This window comes from Ignavibacteriales bacterium (genome assembly GCA_016709155.1).
In the GTDB taxonomy this organism is placed as follows: Bacteria; Bacteroidota; Ignavibacteria; order Ignavibacteriales; family Ignavibacteriaceae; genus JADJEI01.
This window is the reverse complement of sequence record JADJEI010000001.1, coordinates 1,015,272-1,030,131: the sequence shown is the minus strand read 5'-3', so window position 1 is coordinate 1,030,131 and position 14,860 is coordinate 1,015,272. Positions and strand designations below refer to the sequence as shown.

17 protein-coding genes and 2 pseudogenes are annotated in these 14,860 nt (G+C 34.8%); 17 read left to right on the top strand and 2 right to left on the bottom strand.

Annotated features, from left to right (window positions below):
* The first annotated feature begins 3 nt into the window (after positions 1 to 3).
* The 17 genes and pseudogenes from IPH11_05345 to IPH11_05265 all read left to right on the top strand — a co-directional run bounded on the left by IPH11_05345 (position 4) and on the right by IPH11_05265 (position 12,945).
* Positions 4 to 1,887 carry a glycosyltransferase family 39 protein gene (locus tag IPH11_05345; protein ID MBK6913104.1) on the top strand — a complete coding sequence of 628 codons (1,884 nt, stop codon included), beginning with the start codon at positions 4 to 6 and terminating at the stop codon, positions 1,885 to 1,887.
* Positions 1,884 to 2,726, top strand: a complete 843-nt coding sequence (locus IPH11_05340; protein ID MBK6913103.1) for a M23 family metallopeptidase — start codon at positions 1,884 to 1,886, stop codon at positions 2,724 to 2,726. Before IPH11_05345 ends, IPH11_05340 begins: the two co-directional genes overlap by 4 nt.
* Positions 2,727 to 2,736: 10 nt before the next feature.
* Positions 2,737 to 3,120, top strand: coding sequence for a polymer-forming cytoskeletal protein (locus tag IPH11_05335; protein ID MBK6913102.1), 384 nt, complete (start codon positions 2,737 to 2,739; stop codon positions 3,118 to 3,120).
* Positions 3,117 to 3,353 (top strand): AtpZ/AtpI family protein, encoded by a 237-nt coding sequence (locus IPH11_05330; GenBank protein MBK6913101.1) that lies wholly within the window; start codon positions 3,117 to 3,119, stop codon positions 3,351 to 3,353. The genes IPH11_05335 and IPH11_05330 overlap by 4 nt, the downstream gene beginning before the upstream one ends.
* 375 nt (positions 3,354 to 3,728) lie before the next feature.
* On the top strand, positions 3,729 to 4,568 hold the full coding sequence (atpB, locus tag IPH11_05325; protein ID MBK6913100.1) for a F0F1 ATP synthase subunit A: 840 nt from the start codon (positions 3,729 to 3,731) through the stop codon (positions 4,566 to 4,568).
* A gap of 32 nt (positions 4,569 to 4,600) precedes the next feature.
* Positions 4,601 to 4,822 (top strand): ATP synthase F0 subunit C, encoded by a 222-nt coding sequence (atpE, locus tag IPH11_05320; GenBank protein ID MBK6913099.1) that lies wholly within the window; start codon positions 4,601 to 4,603, stop codon positions 4,820 to 4,822.
* 45 nt (positions 4,823 to 4,867) lie between these two features.
* Positions 4,868 to 5,404 carry a F0F1 ATP synthase subunit B gene (gene atpF, locus IPH11_05315; GenBank protein ID MBK6913098.1) on the top strand — a complete coding sequence of 179 codons (537 nt, stop codon included), beginning with the start codon at positions 4,868 to 4,870 and terminating at the stop codon, positions 5,402 to 5,404.
* Positions 5,405 to 5,407: 3 nt separating this feature from the next.
* Positions 5,408 to 5,962, top strand: a complete 555-nt coding sequence (atpH, locus tag IPH11_05310) for an ATP synthase F1 subunit delta (protein ID MBK6913097.1) — start codon at positions 5,408 to 5,410, stop codon at positions 5,960 to 5,962.
* Between the two features lie 20 nt (positions 5,963 to 5,982).
* A complete protein-coding gene (locus IPH11_05305; protein ID MBK6913096.1) occupies positions 5,983 to 7,536 on the top strand; it encodes a F0F1 ATP synthase subunit alpha in 1,554 nt (517 codons plus the stop codon).
* A 6-nt stretch (positions 7,537 to 7,542) separates the two neighbouring features.
* Positions 7,543 to 8,421: an ATP synthase F1 subunit gamma gene (gene atpG / locus IPH11_05300; GenBank protein MBK6913095.1), complete on the top strand. Its 879-nt coding sequence runs from the start codon at positions 7,543 to 7,545 to the stop codon at positions 8,419 to 8,421.
* A gap of 43 nt (positions 8,422 to 8,464) precedes the next feature.
* Positions 8,465 to 9,790, top strand: coding sequence for a signal recognition particle protein (gene ffh, locus IPH11_05295; protein MBK6913094.1), 1,326 nt, complete (start codon positions 8,465 to 8,467; stop codon positions 9,788 to 9,790).
* Positions 9,791 to 9,820: 30 nt separating this feature from the next.
* Positions 9,821 to 10,207, top strand: coding sequence for a 30S ribosomal protein S16 (gene rpsP / locus IPH11_05290; GenBank protein MBK6913093.1), 387 nt, complete (start codon positions 9,821 to 9,823; stop codon positions 10,205 to 10,207).
* A 147-nt stretch (positions 10,208 to 10,354) separates the two neighbouring features.
* Positions 10,355 to 10,594 carry a KH domain-containing protein gene (locus tag IPH11_05285; GenBank protein ID MBK6913092.1) on the top strand — a complete coding sequence of 80 codons (240 nt, stop codon included), beginning with the start codon at positions 10,355 to 10,357 and terminating at the stop codon, positions 10,592 to 10,594.
* A gap of 11 nt (positions 10,595 to 10,605) precedes the next feature.
* Entirely contained in the window at positions 10,606 to 11,124 is a 519-nt protein-coding gene (gene rimM, locus IPH11_05280; protein MBK6913091.1) for a 16S rRNA processing protein RimM, read from the top strand.
* Positions 11,114 to 11,792 (top strand): annotated as a pseudogene (gene trmD / locus IPH11_05275) (tRNA (guanosine(37)-N1)-methyltransferase TrmD). Before rimM ends, trmD begins: the two are co-directional and overlap by 11 nt.
* A gap of 11 nt (positions 11,793 to 11,803) precedes the next feature.
* On the top strand, positions 11,804 to 12,148 hold the full coding sequence (gene rplS, locus IPH11_05270) for a 50S ribosomal protein L19 (protein MBK6913090.1): 345 nt from the start codon (positions 11,804 to 11,806) through the stop codon (positions 12,146 to 12,148).
* Positions 12,149 to 12,186: 38 nt separating this feature from the next.
* On the top strand, positions 12,187 to 12,945 hold the full coding sequence (locus IPH11_05265) for a hypothetical protein (protein MBK6913089.1): 759 nt from the start codon (positions 12,187 to 12,189) through the stop codon (positions 12,943 to 12,945).
* A 219-nt stretch (positions 12,946 to 13,164) separates the two neighbouring features.
* On the opposite strand, the pseudogene IPH11_05260 reads toward IPH11_05265, so the two are convergent.
* A pseudogene (locus IPH11_05260) lies at positions 13,165 to 14,352 on the bottom strand (phosphoglycerate dehydrogenase).
* 127 nt (positions 14,353 to 14,479) lie between these two features.
* Positions 14,480 to 14,809 (bottom strand): hypothetical protein, encoded by a 330-nt coding sequence (locus IPH11_05255; protein ID MBK6913088.1) that lies wholly within the window; start codon positions 14,807 to 14,809, stop codon positions 14,480 to 14,482.
* Positions 14,810 to 14,860 lie beyond the last annotated feature (51 nt).

Here is a 14,860-nt window from a genome sequence, read left to right as displayed (position 1 = left end):
TAGATGAGCAAAAAGAAAAAGTACGAAAGTTCTAATTCAGAAGCCAAGGTAGTTAAGAATAAGACAGGGAAAAACAATGGATTAAAAATTGTTTTATCAATTATTACCTTAGGTTTTATTCTGCGTCTGGTTTATGTTTTTGAAACTACAAACTCCCCCTTTTATTTGAATCTATTTTCAGACTCTAAAATATATTTTGACTGGGCAAACAAAATATTTGCTTCTGGGGATTGGATGGGGGATAAAATATTTTTCATGTCACCTGGTTACCCATACTTCCTCGCTTTCCTTTTCCAGTTATTTGGGTCTTCAATACTAGCAATTAGAATAGTTCAAGTAATCATCAGTTCAATTACCATCTACTTAATTTATAAGTCGGCAGAAAATATTTTTGGTCGGGCTTCCGCCTTAATATCTGCTTTTGTCGCAGCATCGTATGACATTTTTATTTTTTATTCAGGAGCTGTCCTTGGCGAAACGATTCAAGTACTTATTATCTCGGTTATATGTTTTACTTTAAGTAGACACGAAAATTCTGAATCGGTAAATAGATGGTTTAAGATCGGAATCATGATTGGAATTGCAGCACTTTTTAGGGCTAATATTTTGTTAGCTGGTGCTGGATTGTTAATTTATTTAGTGCTACTACTACGTAAAAATAAAACTTCGAATTTCAAACCTGCTTTATTTCTAATCATTGGTATTGCTATTCCAGTTCTCATTGTGACCGCCAGGAATTATTTTGTAGGGAAAGATTTAGTAATGATAAGTTCGAATGGCGGGATCAATTTTTATATCGGCAATAATGAAAATGCTCTTGGAGTTTATGTGAATCCCAAGGGGTTTGAAATTTTTAATGACATGCCGGGAGAAAAATATGCTCAAAAAATTAGCGGTCAAAAATTTATGCCGTCAGAAGTATCTTCATACTGGTATAATCAGGGTTTGGCATTTATAGTTTCTAAGCCTATTGATGCAAGTATTTTGATGTTTAAAAAAATTCTTTTTTATTTTGGCGGTGACGAAAATCCCCAGTCAACGAATGTTAATATTGATTTCTTCCGCGAAAATTATTCCAATGTACTTAAACTGCCACTGATTAGTTTTCAAGTTATTCTCCTTTCTGCAATAACAGGGATTTATTTTGCCGCTCGAAATAAAAAAAAAATATGGCATTTAATAAGTATGTTAATCGCGATTATTATTTCAACGATTGTATTTTTTGTAATAGGAAGATTCCGGCTTGTAGCTATGCCTATATTTATAATTTTTTCGGGTTATGGATTTTATTCAACTTACCAAGGTATTTTGAGGAAGGAATATAGTACTTTGTTGATTCCAGCGGGAATTATTTCTCTCATCATTGTGATGCAATTTTTCTTTATACCAAAGTACAATTATCTTAACTTTGATGCCTGGAACAATTTAGCAGATGCTGAATTTCAGAATAAACACTATGATGCAGCAATATCTTATGCAAGAAAATCGATATCAATTAAGGAGAATGAAATTTCTTTTTATTTACTTGCAAATTGTTTGGCAGCTAAAGGGGACTTTAATGAAGCAATCATCAATTATAATTTGGCACTGCAACTAAATTCTAACAGTTCAATGACATATTTTAATCGTGGACTTGTTTATGCTCAGCAAGGAATTTTTGAAATCGCAATGAAAGACTTTTATAAAACGATAGAAATTGATCCGACGTTTGGAGAGGCATATAGAAATATGGCGGTCATACAATTCATTACTGAAAATTACGAGCAAGCATTAAAAAGCTTTAATAAATATTTAACCCTTACCGAAGATGAACAAGCTAAGTACACAGTTAAACAAGATATAATTGAAATTGAAAAGAGATTGAGAAATAAGGAAGTGAAGAAATGAAAGTCCTAAACGACATTAAACAATTTGTACGTAGAACTTTAGGTTATGTTGTGGTATTTATTCCTGACCATAATAATCCAACGTCAAAATCATTTAAATTTACTTTCAAAAGTTTTTTGCCGGTAGTGATTATCTATTCAATTTTTATAGGGGTACTTGGTTTTTTTACACTGAATCTAACACCTTTAAGTTCTATAATTATTCCATTTGGGAATTCAAAATCATTTTCAAATTCTTCAGATATTAATGAACTAAACAAAAAAATTATATTTCTCACTCAGGAGTTAGGCAAGCTAAAATCCTCAAACGAGAAATTACGTTACGCAATATTCCTGGGTGATTCGTCCTTAGTTGATTCTATCAAATCAGATAAGGAAGAAAAAAAACAAAAAGATAAAAATCAGTTTGGCGGAAATATTTATTACATTGTAAAGGAAATTTTCTTTACAAAAATATATAGTCAAGAGTCCAGAAGTTTCATCAAACCCGCTGATGGTTTTATCAGCCGGGGATTTCTTTCATCAAAGGGTCATGTAGGAATTGACTTTGTGCTGAAAGAAGGATCAGAAATTTTTGCCTCCGCTAATGGTTATGTTATCTATTCTAACTTCAATGTTGATGATGGGAATATGATTATTATTGCACACAGTGATGGTTATATAACAATCTATAAGCATTGTAGTATGCTACTTAAAAGAGAAAGAGATAATGTGATTCAAGGTGAATTGATTGCACTCAGCGGTAATACCGGAAAAATAACAACCGGTCCACATTTACATTTCGAAATTTGGAAAGATGGAATCCCGCTGGATCCATCGAAAATATTAATTAATTTATAATGGAGTAATAATGAAAATCAGAAACTCTTCAGAAGTGTCCGACGATATTTCCATAATAAGCAGAGGTGTTGTTATAGAAGGTAAAATCAGTAGTGATGGGAATATTCGAATTGAAGGAATTGTTCGGGGCGATTTAATAGCCAAAGGCAACGTTTCCATTGGTGAAAGCGGTGAGATCTTCGGAAATATAAAAGGGGAAGTAATTAATATTGGCGGAAAAGTAAACGGCTCTGTTAATGCGAATGAAAAATTGCTTTTGGAATCCAATGCACAATTAAAAGGAGATATTGTAACGAAGCTTTTGATTATAGAATCAGGGGCTAAGTTTGACGGTAAGAGTTCAATGGCAGAGGTAAATACCGAAACCTCCGCGCTCAATTTGTCTTCAAAATGAAAAAAAATAAAATCATTGATTCAGAAAATCTTGGAAAAGTTTATCGTGAGGTCGGACCTTATCTCGGATTGGGTTTACAGCTTGCTGCAACAGTTGCATTATTGACATTTGCTGGAATCTGGATGGATGGGGAGTTTGAGTCGAGCCCAATTTTCACTATTATTTTTGCTTGCCTTGGGATTTTTGCCGGGCTTTATAATTTCATCAAAAACGTTCTAACTCCTCCTAAATGAAAAAAAAAATTTTACCGTTCTTGATAGTCGCTTTTATCCTGTTTGTACCACTCAGTTTATACACATTGTTTAGTTCTAAAATTATTGACGAGATAATCTTTACAAGTATCATTTATTCATACCTGATTATGTCATTAGGTTTCGGATTGGGAGTTTTAGTGTATATTATCGGAATAAAAAAGTCAAATCCCATCTTTCTTGCTTTAGTGTGGGGAGGAATGTTTCTTAGGCTAATTCTATTAACTGTCATGACATTTCTAACGCTTAAATTCTTGGAAATAAATCAGAATACCTTTATATTTTCATCCTTCATTTTTTACATTTTGTATTTAATTTTTGAAGTAATTTATCTGAATCAAAGAAAAAATAAATAATATGAACTTTCCTGACAGCCTTGCCGTAGCCGATACATTAGAAAAGGCAACTAAAAATGACAGTGGGTGGATTCTTCATCATATTATGGATGGCAGAACACTTGATTTTGAGCCATTTGGAGAAGTTCATATCCCTCAATTTCCTTTGCTTTTTGGATTAGATATAACGCCAACAAAGCATGTGATTTTTATGTGGCTATCGGCAATTCTTGTGCTCATCACATTTGCAATTGTTGCATCGAAATATAAAAAATCTTTAATCCCCAAAGGGTTCGTTAATTTTTTTGAAGTTTTAATAGTTTTCGTAAAAGATGAAATTGCGAAACCTACCATTGGAAAAGGATTTGAGAAATTCCTGCCTTATTTATTAACGGTATTTTTCTTTATTCTATTTGGAAATTTTCTGGGATTGCTTCCGTTCTCGGCTACATTTACAGCAAATATTGCAGTTACTGCCTCACTTGCAATTTTTACATTTTTTGTTACGCAGGCTGGTGGAATTATGCAGCACGGATTTCTTGGCTATTTTAAAGGGTTAGTACCGCATGGCATACCAACCGCGCTTTTGCCTTTAATGATCGTAGTAGAATTTCTGGGATTGCTGACAAAACCTTTTGCTTTGGCGATTCGTCTTTTTGCTAATATGATGGCTGGGCATACAGTAATTTTGGCTTTATTAGGTTTAATATTTTTTATGGGGACATATTTCATTGCGCCGGTTTCAATCGGCTTTGCGCTTTTTATTTATCTATTGGAAATTTTAGTTGCCTTAATTCAGGCTTATATTTTTACGATGTTGTCCGGATTATTCATCGGGATGGCAGTACATCAGGAACATTAATAAAACATAAACATAAAATAAAGGAGTAATAAATGGATTTAGCTTGGTTAGCAGCCGGTATCGGTGCAGGTTTAACAGTAATTGGTGGTGGGCTTGGAATTGGAAAACTCGCAAGTTCCGCAATGGAAGCAAGTGGAAGACAACCTGAAGCTGCGGGCGCAATAAGAACTTCAATGATTATCGCTGCAGCGCTTATCGAAGGTATTTCTTTCTTCGGTCTTGTTATCTGTATCCTCTTAGCTCTTAAAGCTTAATCAGCTTTTTGAATTATGCATTGTTAATTATTTAAGGAACACAAGATGCCTTCAAATTTTATATTTGGCGTACTTGCTTCTGAAAGCAATGGTACTCTACTTGATGTAAATCCAGGATTAATTTTCTGGACTTTTCTTACATTCATCGTATTGTTGCTTATTCTTAGAAAAGTAGCATGGAAGCCTATCCTTACCGCACTTGATCAGCGTGAAAAGACTATACAGGAGTCTTTATCCAAAGCTGAGATAGCCAAAGAAGAGGCTCAAAAAATTCTTAATCAAAATCAGGATAGTTTGGCTAAAGCAGAAGATGAAGCTCGTAAGATCATTGAGCAAAGTCGTTCTTATGCTGAAAAACTGAAAGATCAAATTTTGGCAGATGGAAAACTACAATCGCAAAAACTTATTAGCGAGGCTGCTGCAGAGATTGAAAGAAAAAATCAGGCGGCGTTCGAACAATTAAAAAGCGAGGTTGTGGATATAGCCATCAGTGCTGCCGGCAAATTACTCGATGAAAAACTTGATAAAGAAACTCATGCAAAAGTCGTTAATAAATTTATCAATGAAATAGTGAAAAATTAATCGATGGCTGACGTAAAAGTTTCTCTCAGATATGCTAATTCGTTTCTTCGATCTTCATTAGATAAAAAGAACTTGTCTGAAACAATTGAGGATATAAATTTCATCATCAGTGTCCTCAATACTAATACACAGCTAAGAAGAGTATTAGAAAGCCCGGTTGTTAAAGCGAACATTAAAATCACGATCATTAGTGAGATATTTAAAAATAAAATCAGCAAAGACTCATTTGAATTTATTGAGTTTGTTATAAATAAAAACCGAGTGAATCTTTTGTTTAGTATTCTTACTAAATTCATAGAATTGTGTAATGAATATAACGGCATTGTATCTGTAAATATTAAATCTGCAACAGAATTAAGTTCTGAGCAGAAAGTGCAGATTGAGAAAAAAGTACACCTATTAACTAATCAGACTGTTCGTGCAAACTATTCTACCGACGCCAGTATAATCGGAGGGTTTATTGCCAGAATAAAAGATACTGTTTATGATGCTTCATTAAAGCATCAACTCGATTTAATGCGCAAAGAGTTTTTGCGTTATGGTTCATCATTAAATTAAAAGAAATTTAAAAGGAAAGTATAATGGCTGAAGTCAGACCGGATGAAATTTCTGCAATACTTAGAAAGCAGCTTTCAGGATTCGAAAGTGAAGTTGATGTTTATGATGTCGGAACCGTCCTTCAAGTTGGAGATGGTATCGCAAGAGTTTATGGGCTTTCGAAAGTAATGGCAAGTGAACTTGTGGAATTCCCGAATGATGTTTTTGGGATGGTGTTAAACCTTGATGAAGACAGTGTTGGTTGTGTTCTTTTTGGTGATACAACACTTGTTAAAGAAGGCGATACCGTAAAAAGAACTAAGCGTGTAACTTCTTTACCCGTCGGTGATGAAATGCTTGGTCGAGTTATAAATCCACTTGGTTTTCCTATTGATGGAAAGGGTCCGATTAATACAGATAAATTTTTACCCATCGAAAGAAAAGCATTAGGTGTAATTCAACGGCAGCCGGTTAAAGAACCGCTTCAAACAGGAATTGCTGCTATTGATGCAATGATTCCGATTGGAAGGGGGCAGAGAGAATTAATTATCGGTGATAGACAAACAGGTAAAACTGCTGTTGCCGTTGATGCTATAATAAATCAGAAATTTACTCATACTGAAGATGCTAAAAAGAACGGTATAAATCCTGTCTATTGTGTGTATGTAGCTATCGGACAAAAAAGTTCAACAATTGCTCAGGTAGTTGCTAAATTACACGAACAGGGCGCAATGGATTACACAACTGTTATTGCTGCTTCTGCTTCTGAGCCCGCTCCGCTACAGTTTATTGCTCCTTATTCCGGTGCCACTCTCGGTGAATATTTCAGGGATAATGGGAAACATGCTTTGGTAATTTATGATGATCTTTCAAAGCAAGCCGCTTCGTACCGCGAATTATCTTTGCTTCTGAGAAGACCTCCTGGAAGAGAAGCTTACCCCGGCGATGTTTTTTATCTTCATTCAAGATTGTTAGAGAGAGCGTCAAAGTTAAGTGATGATTTGGGTGGAGGTAGTTTAACTGCTCTTCCGATTATTGAAACTCAGCAAGGTGACGTTTCGGCTTACATCCCTACAAACGTTATCTCAATCACTGATGGGCAGATATATCTTGAGTCCAATTTATTCAATGCCGGTGTACGACCTGCAATTAACGTGGGTATCTCAGTTTCTCGTGTTGGCGGTAACGCACAAATCAAAGCAATGAAAAAAGTTGCAGGTTCATTAAAGCTTGATCTTGCTCAGTATCGTGAACTTGAAGCTTTCGCGAAATTTGGATCGGATCTTGATAAATCTACTCAACGAACACTTGCCAAAGGTGCGCGTCTTGTTGAATTGTTAAAGCAAGGTCAATACGCTCCTGTTCCTGTTGAAAGACAAGTGCTAAGTATATTTGCCGGTACAAACGGTTATCTTGACACTATTGCCATTCATGATATAAAGAGATTTGAAAAAGAATTTATAGAATTTGTCGAAGTAAAATACAATTCAATTTTTGAAAGTATTAAAAAAGATAAAGATCTTAGCGCTGCCACAACTGATTTGATTAAAAAAGCTGCCGAAGAATTTTTAACAGTCTTCAAAAAAACAGCTTAATAGATAATGGCTACCTTACGCGATATAAAACAAAGAATCAAGGGTGTCCTGAACACTCAGCAGATCACCAAAGCTATGAAAATGGTGGCGGCTGCAAAGCTGCGAAGAGCACAGGAAGGGGTAATTAATGCTCGCCCTTATGCCAGAAAGATTAACCAGACACTTTCACATTTGCTTAGTTCAGATTCAACTATATCCAATCCTTTTTTAATTGAGCGCGAAGTTAAAAGAGTCTGTGTCGTTGTTGTTACAGCAGATCGTGGTTTATGTGGTGCATTCAATGCAAATATTTTGAAGGAGTCAACACATTATATCCAGGAACAGCTGCTTCCGCAAAATCTAGTTCCAATTATTTATAATGTTGGGAAAAAGGGATTTGATTTTTATAAGAACTCCGATTATAAAAAAAGTGGTGATAATGTAGGACTGTTTTCATCATTACGTTATGACTCTGCGCTTAACATTTATAATGATTTGATTGAAGGATATTTATCGGGCGAGTATGATAGGATTGTAATTATTTATAATGAGTTTAAATCTATTATCCAGCAAAAAGTCGTGATTGAACAATTCCTCCCGATTCCCTTGACTATTGAAAAAGAAAACGAAGCTTCGAAATCAAACTACATTTACGAGCCAAATCAACTTTCTATCTTCGAATACCTTTTGCCAAAACATTTGAAAGCTCAAATTTGGCGGGTGCTGCTCGAATCAAATGCTTCTGAATTTGGAGCCCGTATGACAGCAATGGATAATGCAACCACTAATGCAACAGAATTGATTAGAACTCTACGCTTGAAATTTAATAGGGAAAGACAGGCAGCCATCACTAAAGAAATTTTAGAAATTGTTACCGGAGCAAATGCACTCAGGGCGGGTGGTTGATTTGTTTTTATTTTTGATACGACTGGTTACAGATTGAGATATTATGTTTGATGAATTAACAACAAAATTAGAGAACGCACTAAAGAAAATTAGAGGGCAGGGTAAACTCACCGAAAAAAATATTTCTGATTCTCTGCGGGAGATTAGAAGAATTTTGCTCGATGCAGATGTGAATTTTTCTGTCGCTAAAGAGTTTATTGAAAAAGTTTCTCAAAAAGCTCTCGGACAAGAAGTTATTAATTCGATCACCCCCGGGCAATTAATTACAAAAATTATTTTTGATGAGCTTGTTATTCTTTTGGGAAGTTCACAAACTGAGATCGCATTAAACCCCAGCGGCATTACTAAAATAATGGTCGTCGGGTTACAAGGATCCGGTAAGACTACTTTCTGTGGAAAACTTGCAAAAAAGCTGGTCGGCAATAAACGAAAGGTTTTACTGGTCGCGGCTGATATTTATAGACCTGCAGCAATAGATCAATTAAAAATGCTTGGCAAGCAGCTTGATGTTCATGTTTTTTCTTTACCCGGTGAGAATCCTAAGAAAATAGCTGAAGAGTCCATTCTTTTCGCTCAGGAAAATAATTATAACACAATTATTCTTGATACTGCCGGCAGGCTTCATATTGATGAAGAGATGATGAACGAAGTCGCAGATATTAAATCAATAATTAATCCTAATGAAATCCTTTTTGTAGTTGATTCGATGAGCGGGCAGGATGCTGTTAATTCAGCAAAAGCATTCAACGAAAAAATCAATTATGATGGAATAGTTCTTACAAAACTTGATGGCGACGCAAGAGGGGGCGCAGCTCTTTCCATTCGCAGTGTTGTTGGAAAGCCGATTAAATTTATCAGTAATGGTGAAAAACTTGATGCTCTTGAAATATTTCATCCAGATCGATTAGCTTCGCGAATTCTTGGGAAAGGTGATGTTATTTCACTTGTTGAAAAGGCTCAGCAGAATTTCGAAGGCTTCGAAACCGACAAACTCGAAGAAAAACTTCGTAAAAATAAATTTGATTTTGAAGATTTTCTTAAGCAAATTAAAGTCATTAAGAAAATGGGTTCTTTATCTTCCTTAATTGGGATGATTCCAGGGATGGGTGCACAAATAAAAAATGCCCAGATTGATGATAAAGCATTAGTTAAAGTTGAAGCAGTCATCAATTCAATGACCAAAAAGGAAAGAACAAACCCCAAAGTTCTAAATGGAAGCAGAAGGAAACGGATTGCTCGTGGCAGTGGTACTTCGATTCAGGATGTAAATAGATTGATAAAACAATTTGAAGATATGCAAAGGATGATGGGGCAGATGGCGAGAAAAGGTTTTTCGCCTCAGGCAATGAAAAATTTTAAATTCAATTGATAATAGTTATAAATTCGGAGGTTATTAAATTTGGCAGTTAAGCTAAGACTAAGACGTATGGGCAAGAAAAAACAGCCCATGTACAAAGTAGTTGCCGCAGATTCAAGATCGCCCAGAGATGGAAAATTTTTAGAAGCTGTTGGCTCCTATAATCCTTTAACAAATCCTCATACCGTTGAGCTGCTTGAAGATAGGATCTTTTACTGGTTGAATGTTGGTGCACAACCGACCGATACTGTTAGAAGCCTTTTAAGGCAAAAGGGAATCCTTATGAAACGTGAACTCGCAAGAAGAGGTTTAGGTGAGGATAAAATTAAAGAGGAATTAGACAATTGGGTTAAATTGCGCGAAGCAAAAAACTCGGTTGTGAAAAAAAGAAAGAAAAATAAAAAGAAAGCTGCAACAGAGGAGAAGTAAAGTTAATCGGCAGTTAGAGTTCGATTGACATGTATTTTTTTTACCTTATTTCAGAAGTTGTTGGTGCTGCTTCTGATTGAAAAACAATCAAATGTTTTTCTTATTAATTGCATCAGCTCCCTGCTTTAATTTTAGGAGATTCTGTCTATGAAAGAATTCATCGAATTCATTTCGAAATCACTTGTAGATCATCCTGAAAGCGTGATTGTTGATGAGAAAATGGATGAAGAAAACAGAGTAGTTTTCACTCTCAAAGTGCAGCCTAATGATGTTGGAAAATTAATTGGTAAGCAAGGCAAGACTGCTATGGCTATCAGAACTTTATTGACTGCAGTAGCAGCCAAAGCCGGAAAGAAAGCTGCATTTGAAATTGATGATAGAAAATAATTCTTATTTAATTGTCTGAGTTTTTTCTTGTTGCCCGTATTTTATCTATAGCGGGAAAAGACGGTTTTGTAAAAATCGAATTGTTTACAGATTATCCTGAACGATTCTACAAGCTTAAAAAAATTTTTATTGATTTTTTTAATGACAAGAAAGAATTAAAAATTCAGTCTGTTAAGAAATTAGGAAATTCAATTTTACTTAAATTTGAAAATTTCAATTCCAGCAAAGATGTAAATATCTTAGTCAGTAAAGATTTATTTATTAAAGAGGATGAACTTTTAATACTGCCGGCTAATCAAGCTTATATTCATGATATTGTTGGCAGTAATGTTCTTAAAAATGATGTTAAGATTGGAGTAGTGACAGATATAATTATTCTCAAATCGAATAATGTATATGTCATCAAAGAAAATAATGGTAATGAATTGCTAATTCCTGCAATTGACGATTACGTGGAAAAATTTGACAGCAGAAAAAAAATATTGATACTGAAACCAATTGAAAATATTTACGACGATGATGAGAGTTGATATTATTTCCGCCGTTCCCGCTTTGCTCGAGAGTCCATTAAACACAAGTATTCTTGGACGGGCTCAGAATAAAGGTAAGGTCAGTATTTATATTCATAATTTGCGGGACTTTGCACATATATAAGCACAAGCAAATTGATGACAAACCTTTTGGCGGTGGTCCGGGAATGATTTTAAAACCCGAACCTTTTTTTGAATGCATCGAGAAATTGCAATCTGAAAGAAAATACGATAATTTAATTTTTACTACCCCCAAAGGAAAATTGTTTGATCAAAAAACAGCTAATAAATTTTCGTTGGCTGAAAATATTTTATTTATTACGGGGCATTATAAAGAAATAGATGATCGTGTCCGCGAAAAATTTGCAACTGATGAAATTTCTATTGGCAATTATGTTTTAACCGGAGGTGAATTGCCTGCTCTTGTAATTATTGATGCAGTGATTCGTTTAATTCCCGGAGTTCTTAATGATAGTGAAGCTGCCCTAAATGATTCTTTTCAGGATGGAGCGGACTATATTGAACCCCCGTATTTTACCAGACCTGCAGAATTCAAAGGCTTAAAAGTCCCGGATGTTCTCCTATCCGGTAACGATAAGGAAATAAAAAAATGGAGAGAAGAACAGTCAAACTTATTGACTGAAAAATGGAAAACTTTTAATAATTAGCGGAGACAGAAATGATAGACGTAAATAATATTTTACCCGAACAAGTAAAAACAGATATGCCTGTTTTTAATCCCGGTGATCACATCAAAGTGCAGGTTCGAGTAATTGAAGGTGATAAAGAGCGAATTCAATCTTTTGAAGGTGATGTGATTGGAATCCGAGGAAGTGGTATGAGTAAAACCTTTACAGTTAGAAAAATTTCGAGCGGTGTTGGAGTAGAAAGAATTTTTCCATTTCACTCCCCCAAAATTGCAAAAGTTGAAGTGCTTAAATTTGGAAACGTAAGAAGAGCAAAACTTTTCTACCTGCGCGACCTTTCCGGTAAAGCTGCCAGAATAAAAGGCAAGAAAATCTAATAAAATTTATAGCCGCCATAAGCGGCTTTTTTATTTGAATGAAAATCTTTTTACCGGATAATTTTATCTTTCACTTGTTCTCTGATTCGCTACCCGCGACTATCAGACAGCAGGTAATTTTCAAACCTTCAGCATTGATCTCTGCTTCGATAAGCGAAATAGATGCAGCTGTAGGAATTATCCCAACGATTGATCTAATCTTTCATAAAGATTTTTTTATTTCGTCAAAATTTGGTGTGGCTTTCGAGGGACAATTATCAACAACGTATCTGTACTTCAAATCTGAAAGCAAAAAAATCAGTGATTTGATTCTTTCCGGTGATGTCTCTTCATTTGAGCCGATAATTGCAAAAATTTTATTTAAAGAATTGTATGACATCGAGATAGAGATTCGTATCGAACAGTATCCCGAGTTGATTAAGAACGAAAATTCTATTATTAGCGGCGATTATAATTTCTCATCGGGATTATTTAAAAAGGGTATTAGTCTTGCCGAAGAAATGAGTGATTTTCTTGCACTACCCTTTGTGAATTTTATTCTCGCCTCTAAAGATGAAAACTTATTGAATAGTTTTCAGAACTCACTGTTAGGAATTTCAGATGAAATATACTCTTCAGTTGAAGAAGACAAATTGCTTTTATCTTTTAATGATGATACAAACGAATTTATTAAATCGAAAATTTCTTCCATTGTCTTTGATTTTGAACAGAATGAGATTGATGGAATCAACCATCTACTTCTTCTTCCTTATTATCATGGTATGGTAAAAGAAATTGTCGAGTTGAAATTGGTATGAAATAAAAGAGGCTGTCTCAAAAATCTCATTTTGTCAGTCTGAGCTTGTCGAAGACTGATGGCAATGATGTAATGAATTCACACTTCGACTGGCTCAGTGTGACAGTAAAAATTACTTTTAAGACAGCTTCATAACAATTCAGTATTTTTAGCTTTTAAGACAACAAATTCAATTTATGCAAAGTCTGCAGGTTATTTAATTTTTAAACCTCAATTTTAACTAAATCTCTACGTGACTCACACTAATTACATTTGGGTTCTCGCTTATTCTCTTAAGCATATCTGCAGTAGCTGCAGATTGTAATTTCATTGTACAGCAAGCTGCAATGCCGCCTTCAAAAATTATATTTTCAATTTCTTCAAGGTTAATGTGCCCGTTTCTGATAACATCAAGTACGGCAGCAAGCACACCCGGCTTATCAAAATGTTTAACAACTAATTGAAATTTTGCATCTGTAATTTTTGCACGGTTTACCCAATGATCAATCACTCCACTGTGGATAAAATGCTTAATTATATTTATTGTCTCTTCTGCTACCGCATCCTGAGCTTGTTCCGTAGAAGCACCAATATGATGAGTAACATAAATATTTGGATTGTTTTGAAGCTTGGATGAAACTTCGCCTGACTTTCCTTCGGGTTCACCTTTAAATACATCGCAAGCATAGTGAATATTTTTTTCTTTTATTGCTTCAAGAAGATCATCTTCAACAATAATATCCTGCCGGGAAGTATTAATAAGATAAGCTCCGTTTTTCATAACTGAAAATTTGTTTATTGAACAATCCTTTTGTCTGAGGAGTAGCAGGAAGGTGTATAGTAACAATATCGCACAAAGGGAGCAGTTGATCCATTTCGCTAAAATCTTTGATTTGTACACCCTCAATTCGAGTTATGTCTTTTCCGTAAACATTCATTTCAAAAGCAAGCGCGCGTTTGGCTACTTCTTTCCCAATGTTTCCAACACCGATAAGTCCAAGCGTTTTACCTTTCAACCCTCTACCTTTTGAATATTTGTCTTTATTCCAAACACCGTTGTTAAAGTCTATTACATTATCTGGAATTGAACGGTCAAGAGAAATCATTAATCCTATAGCAAGTTCTGCAACTGCAACTGCATTCATACCGGGGCAGTTAGTGACGTAAATGCCTTTCTTATTTGCAGCGGCAATATTTATGTTATTAACTCCGGAGCCGGCACGAATTATAAGATTAAGTTTTTGCTTTTGTTGATTGTTTCCTCGTTTACTATTGTTGAGCGTACGATAACAATGTCAACATCCTTTGCTGCCTCAGGAAGATCTTTTTCTCCAAGCTTTGGATTATAGATTACTTCAAGATCAAGATCCTTCATTTGCTGGATATATTTATCCGGAAATTTATCTGCTACTAATACTTTCAGTTTCATTTTAACCTCTTTGATATAATTTATATTCAATTATCATCCTGAGCATGTCGAAGGATGACCAGATTTTTATTTAACTAAGGTCACACTTCGATGGCACCGCCACTCAGTGTGACAAATGATTTTTTAATTATGGTTCCCCCGGAAACGATTCTACAAATTTTATTTTTATGTCAGGAAACGAATCCACTACTTTAATTTTAACATCGGGAAAAGATTCAACTATCTGCCATTCCCCGCAATCATCTGCAAATGAATTAACAAGTTTAATTTTCAAATCCGGAAATGACTCTACAATCTGAACAGTTAGATCAGGAAATGACTCTACAAATTGTATTTTTCCGTAAAGCGAAAAACCCTTAAATGTACAATTATCAAAATCAATTTTGTTTTTATCTTGAGCAAAAAAGTCTTGATTAACTGAAAAAATGAGTATGATAAAAAATAAAATATTTTTCAAAATCTTTTTTTCTTTTTGTCATTCCCGCGAAAATGGGAATCAATAAATTTA

What these genes read in the sequence shown, in the direction of transcription:
- IPH11_05285 (MBK6913092.1), top strand. Translation starts at nt 10,355, where the DNA reads ATGAAAGAATTCATCGAATTCATTTCGAAATCACTTGTAGATCATCCT.
- IPH11_05345 (MBK6913104.1), top strand. Translation starts at nt 4, where the DNA reads ATGAGCAAAAAGAAAAAGTACGAAAGTTCTAATTCAGAAGCCAAGGTA.
- atpB (MBK6913100.1), top strand. Translation starts at nt 3,729, where the DNA reads ATGAACTTTCCTGACAGCCTTGCCGTAGCCGATACATTAGAAAAGGCA.
- atpE (MBK6913099.1), top strand. Translation starts at nt 4,601, where the DNA reads ATGGATTTAGCTTGGTTAGCAGCCGGTATCGGTGCAGGTTTAACAGTA.
- atpF (MBK6913098.1), top strand. Translation starts at nt 4,868, where the DNA reads ATGCCTTCAAATTTTATATTTGGCGTACTTGCTTCTGAAAGCAATGGT.
- IPH11_05335 (MBK6913102.1), top strand. Translation starts at nt 2,737, where the DNA reads ATGAAAATCAGAAACTCTTCAGAAGTGTCCGACGATATTTCCATAATA.
- IPH11_05265 (MBK6913089.1), top strand. Translation starts at nt 12,187, where the DNA reads ATGAAAATCTTTTTACCGGATAATTTTATCTTTCACTTGTTCTCTGAT.
- IPH11_05330 (MBK6913101.1), top strand. Translation starts at nt 3,117, where the DNA reads ATGAAAAAAAATAAAATCATTGATTCAGAAAATCTTGGAAAAGTTTAT.
- ffh (MBK6913094.1), top strand. Translation starts at nt 8,465, where the DNA reads ATGTTTGATGAATTAACAACAAAATTAGAGAACGCACTAAAGAAAATT.
- atpG (MBK6913095.1), top strand. Translation starts at nt 7,543, where the DNA reads ATGGCTACCTTACGCGATATAAAACAAAGAATCAAGGGTGTCCTGAAC.
- IPH11_05340 (MBK6913103.1), top strand. Translation starts at nt 1,884, where the DNA reads ATGAAAGTCCTAAACGACATTAAACAATTTGTACGTAGAACTTTAGGT.
- rplS (MBK6913090.1), top strand. Translation starts at nt 11,804, where the DNA reads ATGATAGACGTAAATAATATTTTACCCGAACAAGTAAAAACAGATATG.
- atpH (MBK6913097.1), top strand. Translation starts at nt 5,408, where the DNA reads ATGGCTGACGTAAAAGTTTCTCTCAGATATGCTAATTCGTTTCTTCGA.